The sequence below is a fragment of the Streptomyces kronopolitis genome (genome assembly GCF_014646275.1).
GTDB lineage: Bacteria > Actinomycetota > Actinomycetes > Streptomycetales > Streptomycetaceae > Streptomyces > Streptomyces kronopolitis.
Window position 1 is genome coordinate 117,757 of record NZ_BMND01000018.1, and the last position, 15,846, is coordinate 133,602.

17 protein-coding genes are annotated in these 15,846 nt (G+C 67.6%); 5 read left to right on the forward strand and 12 right to left on the reverse strand.

Annotated elements, in window-relative coordinates; translation table 11 throughout:
* Positions 1-5 precede the first annotated feature (5 nt).
* Positions 6-1,190 (forward strand): amidohydrolase family protein, encoded by a 1,185-nt coding sequence (locus IEY78_RS20240; protein ID WP_189100260.1) that lies wholly within the window; start codon positions 6-8, stop codon positions 1,188-1,190.
* Positions 1,191-1,288: 98 nt separating this feature from the next.
* Here IEY78_RS20240 and IEY78_RS20245 read toward each other — a convergent pair whose 3' ends face one another.
* From IEY78_RS20245 to IEY78_RS20280, 8 genes are all read right to left on the reverse strand, one after another.
* Positions 1,289-2,443 carry a UDP-N-acetylglucosamine--N-acetylmuramyl-(pentapeptide) pyrophosphoryl-undecaprenol N-acetylglucosamine transferase gene (locus tag IEY78_RS20245; protein WP_189100326.1) on the reverse strand — a complete coding sequence of 385 codons (1,155 nt, stop codon included), beginning with the start codon at positions 2,441-2,443 and terminating at the stop codon, positions 1,289-1,291.
* 53 nt (positions 2,444-2,496) lie between these two features.
* Entirely contained in the window at positions 2,497-4,686 is a 2,190-nt protein-coding gene (locus IEY78_RS20250) for a B12-binding domain-containing radical SAM protein (RefSeq protein ID WP_189100261.1), read from the reverse strand.
* On the reverse strand, positions 4,683-5,603 hold the full coding sequence (locus IEY78_RS20255; RefSeq protein WP_189100262.1) for a TauD/TfdA family dioxygenase: 921 nt from the start codon (positions 5,601-5,603) through the stop codon (positions 4,683-4,685). Before IEY78_RS20255 ends, IEY78_RS20250 begins: the two co-directional genes overlap by 4 nt.
* A gap of 280 nt (positions 5,604-5,883) precedes the next feature.
* Positions 5,884-6,729 carry an endonuclease/exonuclease/phosphatase family protein gene (locus tag IEY78_RS20260; protein WP_229700068.1) on the reverse strand — a complete coding sequence of 282 codons (846 nt, stop codon included), beginning with the start codon at positions 6,727-6,729 and terminating at the stop codon, positions 5,884-5,886.
* Positions 6,730-6,864: 135 nt separating this feature from the next.
* A complete protein-coding gene (locus IEY78_RS20265; RefSeq protein WP_189100264.1) occupies positions 6,865-8,064 on the reverse strand; it encodes a GntR family transcriptional regulator in 1,200 nt (399 codons plus the stop codon).
* Positions 8,061-8,273, reverse strand: coding sequence for a DUF5999 family protein (locus tag IEY78_RS20270; RefSeq protein WP_189100265.1), 213 nt, complete (start codon positions 8,271-8,273; stop codon positions 8,061-8,063). Before IEY78_RS20270 ends, IEY78_RS20265 begins: the two co-directional genes overlap by 4 nt.
* 13 nt (positions 8,274-8,286) lie before the next feature.
* Positions 8,287-9,021 carry a hypothetical protein gene (locus tag IEY78_RS20275; protein ID WP_189100266.1) on the reverse strand — a complete coding sequence of 245 codons (735 nt, stop codon included), beginning with the start codon at positions 9,019-9,021 and terminating at the stop codon, positions 8,287-8,289.
* A gap of 243 nt (positions 9,022-9,264) precedes the next feature.
* Positions 9,265-9,873 (reverse strand): hypothetical protein, encoded by a 609-nt coding sequence (locus IEY78_RS20280; RefSeq protein ID WP_189100267.1) that lies wholly within the window; start codon positions 9,871-9,873, stop codon positions 9,265-9,267.
* Positions 9,874-10,049: 176 nt separating this feature from the next.
* Here IEY78_RS20280 and IEY78_RS20285 point away from each other — a divergent pair, with 176 nt between their 5' ends.
* Positions 10,050-10,304: a hypothetical protein gene (locus tag IEY78_RS20285; protein WP_189100268.1), complete on the forward strand. Its 255-nt coding sequence runs from the start codon at positions 10,050-10,052 to the stop codon at positions 10,302-10,304.
* 242 nt (positions 10,305-10,546) lie between these two features.
* Here IEY78_RS20285 and IEY78_RS20290 read toward each other — a convergent pair whose 3' ends face one another.
* Positions 10,547-10,960 carry an ATP-binding protein gene (locus IEY78_RS20290; RefSeq protein WP_229700069.1) on the reverse strand — a complete coding sequence of 138 codons (414 nt, stop codon included), beginning with the start codon at positions 10,958-10,960 and terminating at the stop codon, positions 10,547-10,549.
* A gap of 178 nt (positions 10,961-11,138) precedes the next feature.
* On the opposite strand from IEY78_RS20290, the gene IEY78_RS20295 reads away from it, so the two are divergent.
* Positions 11,139-12,050 (forward strand): helix-turn-helix domain-containing protein, encoded by a 912-nt coding sequence (locus tag IEY78_RS20295; RefSeq protein ID WP_189100269.1) that lies wholly within the window; start codon positions 11,139-11,141, stop codon positions 12,048-12,050.
* A gap of 13 nt (positions 12,051-12,063) precedes the next feature.
* Positions 12,064-12,273, forward strand: coding sequence for a DUF397 domain-containing protein (locus IEY78_RS20300; protein ID WP_189100271.1), 210 nt, complete (start codon positions 12,064-12,066; stop codon positions 12,271-12,273).
* A gap of 98 nt (positions 12,274-12,371) precedes the next feature.
* On the opposite strand, the gene IEY78_RS20305 is transcribed toward IEY78_RS20300, so the two are convergent.
* The 3 genes from IEY78_RS20305 to IEY78_RS20315 form a co-directional block, all read right to left on the reverse strand.
* The gene (locus IEY78_RS20305) at positions 12,372-12,983 is read right to left on the reverse strand and encodes a hypothetical protein (protein ID WP_189100273.1); all 612 of its coding nucleotides are present in this window, start codon (positions 12,981-12,983) and stop codon (positions 12,372-12,374) included.
* A gap of 46 nt (positions 12,984-13,029) precedes the next feature.
* Positions 13,030-14,358 (reverse strand): histidine--tRNA ligase, encoded by a 1,329-nt coding sequence (gene hisS, locus IEY78_RS20310; RefSeq protein WP_189100275.1) that lies wholly within the window; start codon positions 14,356-14,358, stop codon positions 13,030-13,032.
* Positions 14,359-14,483: 125 nt separating this feature from the next.
* The gene (locus IEY78_RS20315; RefSeq protein WP_229700070.1) at positions 14,484-14,720 is read right to left on the reverse strand and encodes a hypothetical protein; all 237 of its coding nucleotides are present in this window, start codon (positions 14,718-14,720) and stop codon (positions 14,484-14,486) included.
* Positions 14,721-14,954: 234 nt separating this feature from the next.
* On the opposite strand from IEY78_RS20315, the gene IEY78_RS20320 reads away from it, so the two are divergent.
* The gene (locus tag IEY78_RS20320) at positions 14,955-15,812 is read left to right on the forward strand and encodes a hypothetical protein (RefSeq protein ID WP_189100276.1); all 858 of its coding nucleotides are present in this window, start codon (positions 14,955-14,957) and stop codon (positions 15,810-15,812) included.
* Positions 15,813-15,846 lie beyond the last annotated feature (34 nt).

The window sequence follows — 15,846 nt, forward strand, 5'->3', positions numbered from 1 at the left end:
ACACCATGACAGACGCACTGCTCACAGCCGGCCAGGTCATCACCGGCCCCAACGGCGCCCGCATCACAGACGGTGCAGTGCTGGTCCGCGGAGACAGGATCGCCGCGGTCGGGCCTCGCGAGGAGATCGAGCGCCTCGCGCCCGAAGGTCTTCCCACCACGGCCGTCCCGCACGGCACGCTCCTGCCGGGACTCATCGACGCACATGTGCACCTGATCTTCGATGGCGGCGCCACCCCGCTGGAAACGGCCCAACAAACGGCTGACGAGGAACTGCTGGAGGGGATGGCCGAGCGGGCTCAGCAGCTGCTGCACAGCGGTGTGACGACGGTACGGGACCTTGGCGACCGCAACGGTCTCGCCATCCGCCTGCGCGATGCCATCGCCGGCGGAGCAGTCCCCGGGCCCCGCGTCCTGTCCGCGGCCACTCCCCTGACCTCGCCAGGTGGCCACCTGCACGTCTTCGGCGGCGAGGTAGCCGGTGAAGACGCCATTCGCACCATGATCCGCCGCAATGCCGACCTCGGTGCCGAGGTCATCAAGGTGATGGCCACCGGTGGCGGCATGACCAAGGGCGGTCCGGCCATCTGGCAGAACCAGTTCACGGAGCACGAGCTGAGCGTCGCGGTGGACGAAGCCGCCTGCCATGGACTGCCGGTCGCCGTCCACGCCCACGGCACCGACGGCATCGCGGCCGCAGTCCGCGCCGGTGTGGCCACGATCGAGCACTGCACCTGGATGACTGAGGGCGGAGACTTCGACCTCCGCGAAGATGTCGCCATGCAGATCAAGAGCCAAGGGATCTCCGTCTGCACTGCCACGAGCCCCAATTGGAGGGGATTCGCCGAACGCGTCGGTCAGGAACGGGCCGAGTACCTGTTCAGCTCCATGCGCTGGATGGCGGACCTCGGTGTTCCCCTGATCGCGGGAACCGATGCCGGCGTCACCCGCGCGGATTTCGACAAGCTCGTGAACAGCTTGGAGTTCTACGAGTATCTCGGCCTCAGCAACGCCAAGATCCTCGACATGGCCACCACCGACGCCGCACAAGGCCTGGGCATCACCGGCACCGGACAGATCGCCGAAGGACAGCGCGCCGACATCATCGCCGTCGAGGGTGACCCACTCGTCGACCTCCGCGCCCTGCGCGACATCCGCCTCGTGATCGCCGGGGGCAAGAGAGCGCGGTAGCGCGCCCCTTCCTGTTTCCCAGTGGGCCCCGCGGACGGCCCTCACGCCTCGGTGCTGCGGCTCTTCCTGCAGGCCAACATCCCTGTAACGCACCGGCCCTAGTTTCGGTGGTCCGTCCCGAGCGCGACGCTCAGCAGGACCTCGACCAGACGGGACGCGGCGTCCGGCTTCCCCATCGCCCGGGCTGCCTGTGCCATTGCGTCCCGTCGGCGGGGGTCCGACAGCGTCGGCTCCAGAGCGGCCCGCAGCGCGGGGGCGTTGGCGCCGTCTCCCGTAAGGGCCATGGCAGCCCCGGCCTGTTGGAGGTGGAGCGCGTTGTGTTCCTGCTCGTTGCCGGCGGAGGAGGCGAGGGGGACGAGGACGGATGGCTTGCCCAGTGCCGTCAGCTCGGAGATCGTGCCCGCGCCGCTGCGGGAGACGACGACGGAGGCGAGCGCGAGCACATCCGGTAGTTCGGGACCGACGAACCCGTCGACCCAGTACCGGGAGTGCAGCTCGGGCGGCAGCCCCTCGACGGCCTGCCGCGACTTCTCCACCCAGTTGGGTCCGCATTGGTGGATCACGTTGGCCACGGACAGCAGCCACAGCAGGTTCTCGCGGATCATGCCGTTGATCTGCTCGCTGCCCTGCGCTCCGCCGGTGACGTACACGGTGGGGAGGGTGGGGTTGTAGCCGGTCATGCCGAGGGCGGGGATGGCCTTGGCCGGATCGCCGGTGAAGACGGCGGGGCGGACGGGGTTGCCGGTGACGACCGCGGATGCGGCGACGGAGTCCGGCAGGAGCTTCAGCGAGTTCTCCGACGACAGGGCGACGGCGGTCGCGGAGCGGGCGAGGACGCGGTTGGCGAGGCCGAGCCGTACGGTCTGCTCGTGGATGACCAGCGGGGTCTTGGTCGCGCGGGCTGCGAACCCGACCGGCACCGCGACGTACCCGCCGGTGGAGAGGATCACGTCGGCCTCGAAGCGGCGGGCGATGGTGCGGGCCTCCAGCACGCCCTTGGGTACGCGGCCCATGTCCCGCATGTTCTCGGCGTTGATCATCTTCAGCGGGTTGCTGGACCGTCGGAGCTTGCCGGTCGGCACGATCTCGAAGGGGATGCCCTCGGCGGGGGCGACGCGGGATTCGAGTCCCGTGGCGGTGCCGACCCACAGCACATCCACGCTCGCGCCATGCTTCTGCATGACGGTCTGCATCTCGCGGACCGCGGTCAGGGCAGGGTACGTGTGCCCGCCCGTTCCGCCTCCCGTCACCATCAACTTGAAAGGACGGAGGAAGGAGGCGAAACGGGCAGCGAGGGCGTCGACGGTCACGGCGTGACGGCATCCGATCGTGAGGGCTCCGCATCCGACGAGCCGGAGCCGGCGGCGGTCATGCGAACCTCCCGGACGATATCAGGCAATCTGACCTTGGTGAGGAGCCATCCGAACCCGGCCGCCGTCGAGCCCATCTCGCCCACGTAGGTGCGCAGGGTGGCCCTCTGACGGTCGGTGAGCACGAAGTTCCGCGTCATCGGCTCCGGCAGCCGGTAGCGGCGCGCGTCGGGCGATTCCTGCCCCTCCCGTGCGTCCTGCAGCAGGCGGTCGATGTCGAAGTCGGCGACCTGTTCCAGGATGGCGGGCGGCTCGGCGGTGAAGACCTGCGACAGCTTCAACCGGTGGTATGCGGCGCCCTCCCGGACCATGCGGGCCACCAGCGAGGGCCCGCCGGTTGCGGCTCCGATACGGCGCAGGACGGTGAGCGCGGCCCGAACGGCGACGTCGGTCAGGTCCTCCAAGGCCTCGGAGATCATCCGCATCCGGTACGTGTAGAGCAGGTTGTTGCCCAGCTCACCGCTGATGTACCGGTCGACGTTCGCCGTGGCGAACCGCATGAGGTCCTGCCGGCCGTCCCAGAGCTGTTCGTCGGTGTCGGCCAGGAACTCGCTGAGCACCCGGTTCAGGTCCTCGCCGTGCTGCTGGCCGCGGCACTCCTCCAGCCACGTCATCGGAGAGATCTTGTGGGCGCGGAGGACGGCGAGGATCGTGCCGAACACGCCGCCGTTGTAGAGGGAGGCGAGGAGCAAGTCCATCACCCGGCACTCGCGGTACTCCTCGTACGACAGGGTGGGCAGCTCGACGCACACCTCGTCCAGCTCGGCTGCACGGACCTCTTTGCCCAGGACGTGATAGCGGCCGAAGCAGCGTGGGATGACCCGCCATTTCGTGCCCAGCCCCCATCGTTTCCGGTAGGCCGGGGCGTACATCTCGGAGGAGGGCAGCAGGGTGAGCTGGAACATGTTGAGCCGGTCGAAGCGGGCGTCCATCAGACCGCGGAGGGTGTCGAAGTGCTTCTTCTTCGAGTCGTCCGGTAAGGCGAGGATCACCTCGCTGTACGACTGTGCTCCGGCCTGTGCCGACTGGAGGGCGATCTCCATCATCTTCGCGGCCGAGATGTTCTTCCGCTGGACAGCGGCCAGCACATCCGTGTCGAGGGACTGCACCGAGCCGGACAGGCTGATCGTTCCCGGCACTTGGGCGACCGCGTCCAGCACCCGTTCGCGCTGGTTCTTTCCGGTGGTCACGTTGACGACCCGCGGCCAGCCATAGAGCTTCTGGCACTCTGCGAGAACCTGGCAGGTGTGCTTGTCCTCCGGGAACATCCCGAAGTTCGAGTCGGTGATCAGCAGCTCGTTGCGCGCGGTGCCCGCCTGGACGAGGGGCGCCATCCTGCGGCCGATGTAGTGCAGTTCGGCTTCGACTTCGGCTCGGGGGCGCTTGGCGACCTTGGAGAAGTAGTCCTGGCCCTCGGTGCAGAAGTTGCAGCCGAACGGGCAGCCGCGGGTGGTCGTGATCGTCGGTACGCCGCCGCGCTCGAAGAACTGGTCCAGCAGTCCGGCCGTGTACGGCGAGGGCACGTCGGCCAGGTCTCGGATGCGGTTTCGCGGCCGGGGCGTGAACACCTCACGCCGGTCCGGGGACAGGGAGTGCACGCCCGGGATCGTGTCGAGGACTTTGCCGGCCGGCTTGCTGTTCAGGTGCAGCAGCAGGTCGGCGAACGCGATCTCGCCTTCTCCGTCCACGTAGAAGTCCACTGCTCCGGCCAGGCGCTGGTGCCAGAACTGGACCTGGTCGGCGCGCAGCAGCGGGTAGTGGGGCCCGCCCATGACGACGACGGTCTTCGGGAACTTCTCCTTGATGACGCGGGCGAAGCCGATCGACAGGTGCGCGTTCCAGATGTAGTGGGAGAACCCGATCACGTCGGGTGCCCCGTGGGTCTCCAGGGCCGCCGCGAGATCGTCGGGGAACTTGAAGATCTGCGGGACGCGCTGGAAGTCCATGACGGTCGCCGCGTGCGTCGCCAGGCCGGCGACGGCCTGCGGCATCGTCTCGGCGGACACGGCCTGCTGCGTGTACGTGAGGTCGCACAGCCAGACCTTCAGGTTCATCTTCGGCCGCTGCTCGGAGCCGGTCGGGGAGGACGCTGCGGCCAGCGGCATGCCCAGGTCGACAGTGGTCATCGGGCCTCCGTCCCGGCAGCGCGGAGGAACATCTGCCACAGCAGGCGGCGCCGCTCCTCGGGCACCTCCTCCTGGCCCTGGCCCAGGGCCTCGCGGCCGTGCACGGACAGGTGCTGGTTGACGACGATCAAGTCCCCGACGCCGAGGAGGAATTTCTTCTGCTCGGCGATCAGCTCCCGCTCCAGGGCTCGCACGGCACTGGTGTGGGGGTCTGCGGGGTCCATGGCCGGCAGCATCTTCGCGGTGAACCGTACGAACCCGTCGGGCACCGAACGTCCGTCGAGGACGGGGAACGGGCTGTACTCCTTCCCGACGCCGGTCAGCTCGTAGAACGCGCCGTCGCTGAACACCCGCTCCGAGAGGAGGGCGCGCTCGCCGTCGCTGATCCGGTCCACGGCCGGGCGGAGCCGGGAGACGATGCTGTACCCCTCGCCCCGCGGGTCGGGGCGCACGCACAGCAGCACGCTGTAGTCGGGCGGCTCGGTCGCGTTCACGATGTCGATGTGCAGCGGGTTGTACCCGGATCCGGTCGCGCGCATCGGGTCGATGGTCAGGTTCGTGCCCAGGGGCTTCCACAGCGGCCACTTGTCGAAGGCCCGCAGCGGCGTGCCGAGCCAGGACAGCAGCACCGTCGCGGCCTTCTGCCCGTCGTCCAGCCCGTACCGGTCGAGCAGCGGGCCGGCCTCGATGACGGCGAAACCGTCACCGTGGAGGTCGTTCAGGAGATCGCGGCAGCGGCGCACGACGATCTGTGCTTCGGGCGACTCGGCGAGGACGCGCTGGTAGGCCGCGATCACGTCCTCGCGCAGCAGTCCACGGTCGAGTTCGGTGGTCGGAAGGTCGATGACTCTTTTGCCCAGGAGTTCGACCAGGGGCTCGGGGAGAGAGATACGGAAGGTGCTCGGTGCCGTGGTCATACTGGTTGTCTCCTACCTTCGAGCTTCACGGAGCGGATGGAGGTCACGGCCGGCGCGGGGTGCCTGTGCACCCCGCACGGAGAAGCGGGTGGTGCCGCGTTCTCCGACGCCGGATCGTTGGAGCCGTCTCCCGGCCCACGCCCTGTAAAGCAGCGGGCCGGGAGACGGAGCGGTGCCGCAGGCTGACTACGTCTGCGGCTGGTGAGGCCGGTGCGGAGTCGCCCGCTGGATAGCGTCGGTGTCGTAAATCCGGGGTGCGCGGAGGGTCGCCCCGCCTTCGTCATGTCCTGGCGAACGGGCGAGTGAGGATGTCCGAGAGCCGGTCGCCGTCGAAGCGCACGCGGACGATGTGGTGGTCGGACTCCTCCAGCGGCACCGGGATCACGTCCACGTCGTCGACCGCGGGGAGCAGGTCCTCGGTCGTGTAGACGCGGTCAACTCGGGCGTCGGGGCCGTGTGTTGCACAGGCATCGACGGTGGGAGCCAGGGCAGCAGGGGTGCCCCCGTTTGTGGCCCAGTGTCGGGCTACGTCCTCCAGCCCGGCCGTGCGTAGGGCCTGGTCCGGGCGGGTGTCCATTCGTCGCCGCCCGTCCGCGCCGATGTACGAACGGTGAAGCCGGTGCGGCCGGTCCGGAATTGCGTCCAGCTCGGGCAGCGCGGGGTCCCCGGGGAGGCCCGGCTCCGGGTAGCTGTTCGTGTCTCCCCCAAGCAGGGCCGGCAGCCGGTACGGCTCCCCGTCCATCGTCGTCTGGCGTTTGTCGGCCCAGGTCGAGAGCAATTCCGCCTCGGACAACCTGTTGGCGGACGAGCTGTAGTTGAGGTGGAAGGAGGCCACGGCCAGGGGCATGGACTCAACGCCCGCGGCCCGGAAGCGGAGCATGAGCGCGGTGGGCGGCTGCACCCACATCGGGCCGGTGTCCGGCCACGTCCGCACCGACTCGAAGACCCTGGTGTCGGCGAATACTGCGGTGGATGACTTCGGACCGAGCCACCCGCGCAGGCCCAGGGTGCTCTCCAGCTCGTACATGATCTGGTCGCCGTCGGCGGAGGCGCCCCACATCTCCTGCCGCAACACAAGGTGGGGTTTGAGCGCACGAAGCCGCTCGTGCGCCCAATGCCGCAGCATGAGGTTCCCGCCTCCGTTCTTCTCAAAGTTCCAACACAGGACCGTAATTTTCGCCATGGGCGGCCTCTCTCTTCGCCGGGTTGACCGCTGGACGGGCAACCGCATTCAGCAGTGCGGGAAAGCTGGTGGACGACATCACTCCGAAAGGGACGTCGCGATGGGGCTGACCAGGCCACTGCCGCCGACCCGGTCGACGAGGGCCTGCATGTCGAGCACCGACGTAGCCAGGCACGCTGCGTGCCACATCCGAAGTTCGAAGTGGGGCTGGTGGACCGCCGCGGCCGTGATCACCGTGCGCGCGATGAGGGACTCCAGCTCCTGGTCCGTGGTGCTGGGCGGGAGCAGGCCACATCGGACCCGGTCGACCAGCTGGCCGGCGGCTACGCCGAGCTGGTCGATGACCTGATCCAGTGCGTCGGGCGCCGGCGAGATTCGTGTACTCCACCAGCGGTGTGCCTTGCGTGCTGCTTCTCGGATCTCGTCCCGGTGGAGGCTCTTCACGCTTCCCGCTGATGCGGGAAGTTCTGGTGTAGCCCACTTCACTGCATCTCGCCGCACGGTCAATCGTCGGCGGTCATCGTGCTCCAGCAAGCCCTCGTTCACCAGCAAGCGCAGGGCCACGACGAGCGGCCGCGGCACGGTGACCAACATGCGCGAAAGTTCTCGCTGCCTCGGCAGTACGGTGCCGGGTGGGAAGGCCCCTCCGGTGACCAGCGCCCGTAGGAGGTGGGCGATCTGGCGGGGACGATCATGTAGGTGGTGTGCGCCCGGAATCCGCGCGCGGCAGTTGGCCTGCCACTCGATCACGCCTCTCCCAGAAAGGTCCGACAGCGCCAGTTGGACCGTCTCAAGTGGCACAGCGAACTCGGCCGCGAGCCGGCCCGGAGCCAAGGCCGCGCCCGGAGCGTAGGCCCCCGACGTGATCCTGTGCTCGATCCACTGAGCGACCTCGGCGACCGGAACGAATGGAGACAGGGTCTCCGCCACGGCGCGCAGCAGGTCTCGTGCGGTGCCCACGCGCACGACGAGCTGTTCGTACGACATGTCTGCTGGTGCAGGACGAGCGGTCGCCTTGATGAGCCGGCCCCATCGTGCCTGATCCGCCGGCGAGCCGGCCGCATCCTCCCGACGACGCTCGGCCAGCGGCAGCCACACGGCCGTGTGTCGGTCGATACGGGCATGGGCGTCGGACACTGCCGCAGACGAGGCCGCGGCCCTCGCGCCGCCGACTCGTCTCAGGGCCAGCTGGTCGCTGCGCAATGCGCGGCGCGTCGCTGCGGAATCCGCGGGGGGTGAGCTGGCCCCGGCTTCCTGCTGCTGATTCTGTGTGCTCACGCCGCAGCCTTCTCCCTGCGGGCGGTGGTGGTCACGGCGCGGCGCGGCGGGATGACCTCCAGGTCGGGCCGGATCGCGCCGGTGTCGTCGAAGAGCACGATGGCGTTGCACAAGAGCGTCCAGCCCTGCTCGAAGTGAACGGCAACGGGATGAGCGGCGCCCGCGTCGGTGGCGTCGGAGGTCGGGCACGGCGGGGTGTGCGGACACATGGGCGGGTCCTTCCTACGAGGTGGTGAAAGCCGAGGGGATCGCGGTCTCCCGGTGATGCCGCCGCCGAGGTGTGGTGCCGCGGAGCGAGGCGGTCCGTTCGGCCGGGCTGGTGGCCAGGTAGCGGTCGTACTCGTCGTCGAGGTCGACCGGCGTCACGCCGCTGAGCCTCATGATCATTTGGTGCGCCAGCACCCACCGGACCTCTCCGTCTTCATGCCGCTTGTCCATCGGCTCTTCTGCGATCAGGCCGCCGGCGAGACGGGGGTAGTAGAAGACCCCGAATACCCCGTTGGGGCGCGGGTCCGCGACGCGGACGACATGCGCTCCGGTCCGTCTGATCCGGGGGCACCGCGCTCGTGCTTGCAAAGCGCACGGCACGCAGACCGGAGGGTGAGTGGTGACCTCGGAGCGGGGGTCTCCGGGGTGGATGGGCTCCATCCACAGCACGCCCAGGTCACTGACATCCGCCGGCAGCCCGCACACCTGGCACAGCAGCTCTTCCATGGCCCGGCGCTGACGACGCGGATGGATCCCGGCAAACTCGGCGGTGCCCTGGCCGATGCGCTGGGACTGCCGGGCCCACAGAGCCCCGAACTGATCGCGGTCCGCCGGGCCTTCGTTGACGTAGAAGAGACCCTTCCCTCGACGGCCGCCCAGCAGGGCAGTGCTCTTGCGCTCGCGGCTCCAGGTCGCGATCCACGGCACGCCGGGTACCGCCGGAGCGTCGCGGGTGGGCGTGCGGGACATACAACTCCTCGACTGTGGGGATGGCATGGAAGGGGCGTGGCCGGCCGCCGCTCGATGTAGCGAGGGCGGCCGGGGCACCAGCTGCCAGGGGCTGGGGTACTGGCAGTGGCGCCGTCCTCTCTCCGCGGGATCCCGGGGCCAAGCCGTGCGGACGGGGGGCACGGTGGCCGCGCCGGGACAAAGAGGACCCACGTGGAGAGGTCGCCGGTCCGTCGGGGGGATCCGGTCCGCACCGGCGACCGGTCAGAGGCGAGGCGCTTCGTGGAGCGCCTTCACGAACCGGCGAGCGACGTCCGCTTTGATACTCCCCAGCTCAATAGCGGGATCCTCGTCGCATCGCCGGCAGTACGAGTGGAGGATCATGTCCATGAATGCGCCGTCGGTGGCCGCCTTGAACGCAGCGGCGAGCCGGTCGCAGACCGCGTTCGCCTCCGGCCAGTCGGGGACTTCGGCCAGCTCGGTGCCAGGCTCGGCGCCCAGAATGCAGGCCAGCCGCTCCGCCGTGTGGATGGAGATATCACCCAGGACGATGCTGTCCAGACCGCAGACCAGAGGCACAGGGAAGTCGACCAAGCCGTGGTTGAGCACAGCGCACCGCAACTCCTCTGCCAGCGAGTAGATTCCGTCCATCCCCTTGCGTACGAGGTGCTCCAGCCGGGCTGCCTGTTTGGCGTCGATGCGGTGCAGCTTGACGTACGGCACGTCCCTCACGTAGTCGCGGATGGGGTGGATGTCGCCCAGGCCAGCGTCAGACAGTGCCTTGAAGAGGGAGCCGGCAGCCCACAGAGCCTCCTCGTGGACGGACCGCGGCGCGAAATCGTCGCGCTCCTGGGGCGGCTCGGTGTCAGTCATGTGGATCTCCCGATGTTCGTAAACGGTGGAAGGCAGCGGGGATTGGGGCCGTGCGACGACTAAGCACCCGCGGGGAAGGCGGATCGACGGTGGCCGCAGAGAGGGTCTGTGAGCGTTGCCGCAGGAAGTCGGCTCCGAGGTTGGACCAGAGCGTGGCGCCGATGGGCAGGAGTGAGGTGCAGCCGCAGATGGGCCGTACTCGCTTCTGGTCCCTTCATGAGACGCGTCGCAACAAGGTGGTCCACCAGCCCGCTGACGACGTTTCCGGCCTGGCGGAGGTCACCCTGCGTTGTGTCGGTGGAGGCGGGGGCGGCAGTTCGAAGGGTGCGACTCTGCACGACGAGCGTCGCGACGCCTGGTTCGCGTTCGCAGGCCCTGTGCGCGAGCGCGATTCGTTCGAGCTGCTCAAGGTGGGCGTGCAGTCGCTGTAGAAGGTCCAGGCGTTCTTCCCTCGCGGGCGGCACACTGTCCAAAGCATCCGCGACGTCATCCAGCAGGGCCTCAACGTCGAGCGGTGACCATCGAGCGAGTGCGTCAAGCATGCGCGTCAGCAAGGATGAGTCGTCTGGGGCCGGCACGGGGCGGGACATCAGCGGCTCGCCGCCGTGGGCGCCACCCCCCAGGGCATCCAGGTAGTCCGGGCGTAAGCCGTCGCGCAATCCGGCCAGGTCATTCATGCGGCCCCCTTGTTAGAGGCCCGGATCTCGAACCAGACGTCTTTGCCGTCCGGGGTGGGCTCGGCGCCCCACTCGTCCGCAGTCTCGCTGAGCAGGAACATGCCGCGTCCGTTCTGGCTCATCCAGTCCGGTTGCTTTACGACGGGCAGTTCTGTGCTGGCATCGCTCACCGTGATTCGCACAGCGTCAGCGATGCTCTGGAGCGTGAGCACACAATCCGGTGAGCCAGTGTGCTTGACCACGTTGCTCAGCAACTCCGTGGTGCATAGGGCCGCAGGGGCCACCATCGGCTCACAGCCCCACCGTCGCAGGTGGACGGCCACGTCCCGCCGGATGCGCGCAAGCGAATCCGGACGGATGTTCAGCTCTTGCCTGTACTGCTTCGTGCCTGCCTCTGCCATGACGATCATGGCTCCTCCAGCGCCTCTATCGACGCATCGCGAACGGGCCGACGCTCCGTCACCTCAGCCTCAGATGCACAACAGACTGGACCCAACTAGCGGGTTCCGCAACCTCGTTGAGCTACAAAATTGCAGATTCGCAAGAGTTGGCCTAGCACTCCGGCATATGCTGTTTGTTGGAGAGGTCATGTACGCCACACTGGTGCTCAACACGTCAGTCGAGGGAGCCAAGTTGCCTAGCCATCCGCGCCCAACAGTTCGACGCCGCAAGGTTGGCGGCGAGTTGAAGCGCCTCCGAGAAGGGGCCGGCGTCACCATGGATCAGGCCGCCGAACGCATCGGCGGCGACAAGTCCAAGATCTCTCGTCAAGAAAACGGTCGCCAGGGCGTGAGCAAGCTGGAGGTCGAGGCGTTGCTTGACCTCTACCAGGCCAAGGACGAGAGGCTGAAGACGGCCCTGATCACCCTGGCACGCGAAGGGCGGCGCAAGAGCTGGTGGGCCCAGTACAGCGAGATACTGCCCGAGGGATTCCAGGAACGAATCAGCATCGAATCTGATGCGGCCCGCATCCACGTGTTCCAGCCGCTGGTGATTCCCGGGCTACTTCAAACTGTCGACGTGGCCAGGGAGATCATCAAGCAAAGCGCCAAGCTGGCCACTGAGGAGGAGACCGAGTCGTACGTCTCCGTGCGCATGGGGCGGCAGGAAATCCTCACCCGCGACAACGCACCCCAGTACGTCTGCATCCTCGACGAAGGGGTGCTGCGCAGAGAGGTGGGTGGCCCGCGCGTGATGGCAGCGCAGTTGAGGAAGCTGACCGAGATGAACAACCCGCCTGAGTTGACCATCCAGGTGATCCCGTTCAGCCAAGGTTGGCATGCAGGGTTGGAAGGGGCCTTCAGCATCCACTCGTACCCCGATCCGATGGATCTGGACGTGGTCAGCTTGGACTACCTCGACGGAGCACTCTATCTGGAGGATGATGGCCCCGTCGAGAAGTACCAACTGGCCTTTGACCAGCTTCGAGCGTCAGCCCTATCGTCTCGGCAATCCATGGATCTGATCTACGGGCTTGCCCGAGATCTTGACAGACAGTAACGAGGCACAACGGATGATGAGGCACGACCTTCCCGAAGGAAACTGGCGCAAGTCCTCCTACAGCGCCGACACCAACGGTCAGTGCATCGAGTACCAGCCCGTGGGCGCCGACAGCATCGCTGTGGGCGACTCGAAGAACCGCGCCCAGGGAGCGTTCGTCTTCCCCGTGACCTCCTGGACAGCCTTCGTCGAGGCGGCCAAGGCGGGCGAATTTCACCAGTAGCTTTCGCCGTGGTGCTCAGACGGGTGCGCCCCGGACTCCGAGGTCGGAGGCCGGGGCGCAGCGGTGTGCAGGAGGCATGGCGGGGAGGTGCCTCGCGGCTACTCGTCGAGGTAGAGCAGTGCGGTGATCGTCTTCTTGCACACGTCGCAGTGCATCGGCGCCTCGATGCTCGCCAGGTCGCACTCGATCGAGGTGATACGGTCCACCACTCCCGTCTCGGCCTCGCCGCGCCAGGCGTCATGCCAGCGTTCGGTGTTCTCCTGGAGCCGTGAGACGTAGCCGCGGGTCATCTCGTAGAACGCCCGGACGCCGTGCTCCTTCATGAAGCCCCAGTTGAATTCCAGGCTTTTGAGCACCACGGGGAACGGGTGCAGTGCCTGGGTGCGGCCCCAGGTCTCCAACACGTCCTCGACATCCAACCGGCCGGCCCGCTCGTCTAGGACCGTCCACATGCCCGAGGCGTCGTAGTCCCCCAGCACCTGGTCGAGAATTCCGGCGCAGCGGCGCAGGTTCGCCTTCTTCGCCTGGAAGACCCGGGTGGCCTCGGTGCGCGCCTGGGCCGTCGGCTCCTTGCGGGCCTTGCTGATGGCCCGGGTTAACTCCGTACTGAGTGCCGCCTCATCGCACAGTGAGTCTCCGAAGCTGAGCCAGGGGTCCGGGAACCCCCGCTCAGCCGTGATCTGGAAGATCCGATCGCCTTGCGTTCCCATCCGCTACTCCTCGAAGGTCGGCAGCGGAAGGGGTCTCCGCTGCGCGTCAACTGGATGGTGCGCACCGCCGCGCGAGCTCCGCGGCGGCCTCATCAAGCGGGATCTGGACCTGCTCTCCGCTGTCCATGTCCCGCAGCGTGACCGAGCCGGCTTCACGCTCCGCCTGGCCATAGATCACGCAGAAGCGGGCGCCCTGATCACTGGCCCACTTCATCTGCTTGGCGAACTTCCCACTGGACCCGAGGTAGACACCCGTCCGGACTCCGGCTCGGCGGATTTCAGCCGCCATGCGGAAGCTGTCCGCCGACAGGTCCTCGCCCATGACCGTGACGGCCACATCGATCTGCGAGTAGCCGCCCTCCTCGCCCTGCTCCAGCAGCGGCAGGATGCGCTCAATGCCCAGCGAGCCGCCACAGGCCGGGGAGTCCTTGCCGCCGAGCCGCGCGATGAGGCCGTCGTACCTGCCGCCGGAGGCGATCGACCCCGGCATGCCCGGCGCGGTGACCTCGAAGATGATGCCCGTGTAGTAGTCGAGGCCACGGACGAGGTTTGGCGTGAAGCCGATCCGCTCGGCGGGGATGGCGTCCTTGGTCAGCTCCAGCAGCCGGTCCACCTCGGCCAAGCCGGCCTGACCGACCTCGCTGGACTTCAGCTCGCCCCTGATCCGCTCCACCGCATCCGGCGAGGTGAGGTCGTCCACCAGGCCCTGCGCCACCTCGGACGACAGTCCGCGGCCCGTGACCAGCTCCTCGACGACAGCCCCCGGGGACAGCTTGTCGAGCTTGTCGAGCGTGATCAGCACCCCGGACCCCAGGTCCGCGGGGACGCCGTATGCCTCCAGGAGGCCGAACAGAACGTGCCGGGAGTTCAGCAGGAACCGGAACTCCGGCACGCCGAGCGCATCCAGAGCGTCGTGAAGGGCCAGGACGACCTCGGCGTCGGACAACGGAGAGGAGGAGCCCACGATGTCCAGGTCGCACTGCACGAACTCGCGGAAGCGCCCCCTGCCCGGCCGGTCCGCCCGCCACACCGGATCGATGGCGTACCGCTTGTACGGGGAGGGCAGCTGGCTGCCGTAGGCCGCCACCGCCCGAGCCAGGGGCACCGTGAGGTCATAGCGAAGAGCGAGATCAGCCTCGCCCGTCGCCTCATGCTCACCACGCCTGAGGATCTTGAAGATCAGCTTGTCGCCCTCGTCGCCGTACTTGCCGGTGAGAACGTCCAGCCGCTCGAACGCCGGCGTCTGGAGGGGCTGAAAGCCGTAGCGGCCGAACACTTCCCGGATCGTCGCGAACGCGCGTTCCCGCCTCTCATGCTCAACGGCGAGAAAATCACGAGTACCTGACGCGGGCTCAAACTGCTTCAACGAGGCCATGCCGTCATAGTCCCGGAAGCCGGGCGCCACAGGCAAAACGCCTTGGCAGTGTCCCGGCGATCAAGCCAAACAGATGGACACATGCCCCACGCGGAAGGAACACCAGGCCCCGAAGATCCGCACAGCTACCGGTACCGGCGCCCCGGCACCAGCCACGTCACCACAAGGCCCTCATCACCCTCATCCGCATCTTCAGCATCATCCGGCGCAGGAGACTGCCGACACTGCTCAATCTGCCGCTCAATCCCACGCAGGTTCTCCTGAAGGTCCATGGTCACCACCCCGTCGACGGTGACCTTCAAGGGGTCAGCCAGCAGCTTCGCCCGCCGCTGCCCCAGCACCTCCAGCGCAACCGCCCGCACCGACCGCAGCCGAAAAAACCTGCGCTCCAGATCAGCCGCATCCGTATCCGGCCCAAGCTGCGCCAGCAGCCACGACCGTCCAATGACACCTCAGCGTCGCTACAGCATGAACAAGCCCTGGCCGCTCCATGCCTACTGGAAGCCCTGAATCCCAATACGTAGATGCTCGGCTCCCTTTACGCATCGTCATGCCCAACTTGACGTGATGGAGCGTCACCCCTCATGCTCCTGCCCATGCCCCAGAGGACCAACAGGACCGACGACACTGAGACTTCAGCCCCTGAGGCAGGTCTTCAGGCGCGCCCCGGTCAGTTCGTCCAACAGGCCCGCGCCCTTGTCGACCAAGCCGAAGAACTGCTGAGGAGAGCGGTAGAGCACGAGCGTGCCCGCGGTACGTCCTGGGAACAGATTGGCCAAGAGCTCGGCGTATCAAGATCGGCAGTGCAGCAGCGGTTCGGCAAGGCCGCCAAGAACAGCGAACGAGATGCCACCCGCTCCCACCTCGCACAGGGATGGCTGAAGGTGAAGCAGCTCGTGCAGGACTACGACGCGCTCGCAGGCTTGCAGAACTTGAGTGCCACGGTGGCCACGATCGCGGACAAAGCCGGGGAGCAGATTCAACATCCGCCCGACGGGACTCGCCGCCGACACCGCGAACAGCTCCTCGAAACCTCGGTGGAATCGTGGCTCAACCTCCACTCCACACAAGAGGAAACGGACGACCACGCCCACGTAATCGACGTACTGGCAGCTACACGTCTCCTGAAGAATCAGGGCCCCGATGTCGCCGCCTACGACCCAGCCACCGGCAGCGCCTTCCTGATGCAGGCCAAACACCACCCTCAGTCTGCCCGTCACCGCGCCATCGCACGCAGGCTGCTTGGCCTCGCCACCCTTCACGACGCCGACCCGCAGACGGTGCTAGACGCCGCGGCGCAGTGCGCCGCTCAGATGACGTACACCGCTGCTGCCACGACCGCGGAAGCAGATGCCTCACAGCCCGCGCTCACAGTCGAAGAGCGCCTAACACGCCTTGAGCACCTGGTAGACGGACTTCGCGAGGACGGCCGCGCCACAGCGCCGGCCGGCTAACACACTTCTGCCGCCCCCGCCATGCCTGGACAGC

Excerpts from the sequence above, each read along its gene's own strand:
- IEY78_RS20240 (WP_189100260.1), top strand. The coding sequence starts at position 6 with ATGACAGACGCACTGCTCACAGCCGGCCAGGTCATCACCGGCCCCAAC.
- IEY78_RS20245 (WP_189100326.1), bottom strand. The coding sequence starts at position 2,443 with ATGGTGACGGGAGGCGGAACGGGCGGGCACACGTACCCTGCCCTGACC.
- IEY78_RS20250 (WP_189100261.1), bottom strand. The coding sequence starts at position 4,686 with ATGACCACTGTCGACCTGGGCATGCCGCTGGCCGCAGCGTCCTCCCCG.
- IEY78_RS20255 (WP_189100262.1), bottom strand. The coding sequence starts at position 5,603 with ATGACCACGGCACCGAGCACCTTCCGTATCTCTCTCCCCGAGCCCCTG.
- IEY78_RS20260 (WP_229700068.1), bottom strand. The coding sequence starts at position 6,729 with ATGCTGCGGCATTGGGCGCACGAGCGGCTTCGTGCGCTCAAACCCCAC.
- IEY78_RS20270 (WP_189100265.1), bottom strand. The coding sequence starts at position 8,273 with ATGTGTCCGCACACCCCGCCGTGCCCGACCTCCGACGCCACCGACGCG.
- IEY78_RS20275 (WP_189100266.1), bottom strand. The coding sequence starts at position 9,021 with ATGTCCCGCACGCCCACCCGCGACGCTCCGGCGGTACCCGGCGTGCCG.
- IEY78_RS20280 (WP_189100267.1), bottom strand. The coding sequence starts at position 9,873 with ATGACTGACACCGAGCCGCCCCAGGAGCGCGACGATTTCGCGCCGCGG.
- IEY78_RS20290 (WP_229700069.1), bottom strand. The coding sequence starts at position 10,960 with ATGATCGTCATGGCAGAGGCAGGCACGAAGCAGTACAGGCAAGAGCTG.
- IEY78_RS20295 (WP_189100269.1), top strand. The coding sequence starts at position 11,139 with ATGTACGCCACACTGGTGCTCAACACGTCAGTCGAGGGAGCCAAGTTG.
- IEY78_RS20300 (WP_189100271.1), top strand. The coding sequence starts at position 12,064 with ATGATGAGGCACGACCTTCCCGAAGGAAACTGGCGCAAGTCCTCCTAC.
- IEY78_RS20305 (WP_189100273.1), bottom strand. The coding sequence starts at position 12,983 with ATGGGAACGCAAGGCGATCGGATCTTCCAGATCACGGCTGAGCGGGGG.
- hisS (WP_189100275.1), bottom strand. The coding sequence starts at position 14,358 with ATGGCCTCGTTGAAGCAGTTTGAGCCCGCGTCAGGTACTCGTGATTTT.
- IEY78_RS20320 (WP_189100276.1), top strand. The coding sequence starts at position 14,955 with ATGCCCCAGAGGACCAACAGGACCGACGACACTGAGACTTCAGCCCCT.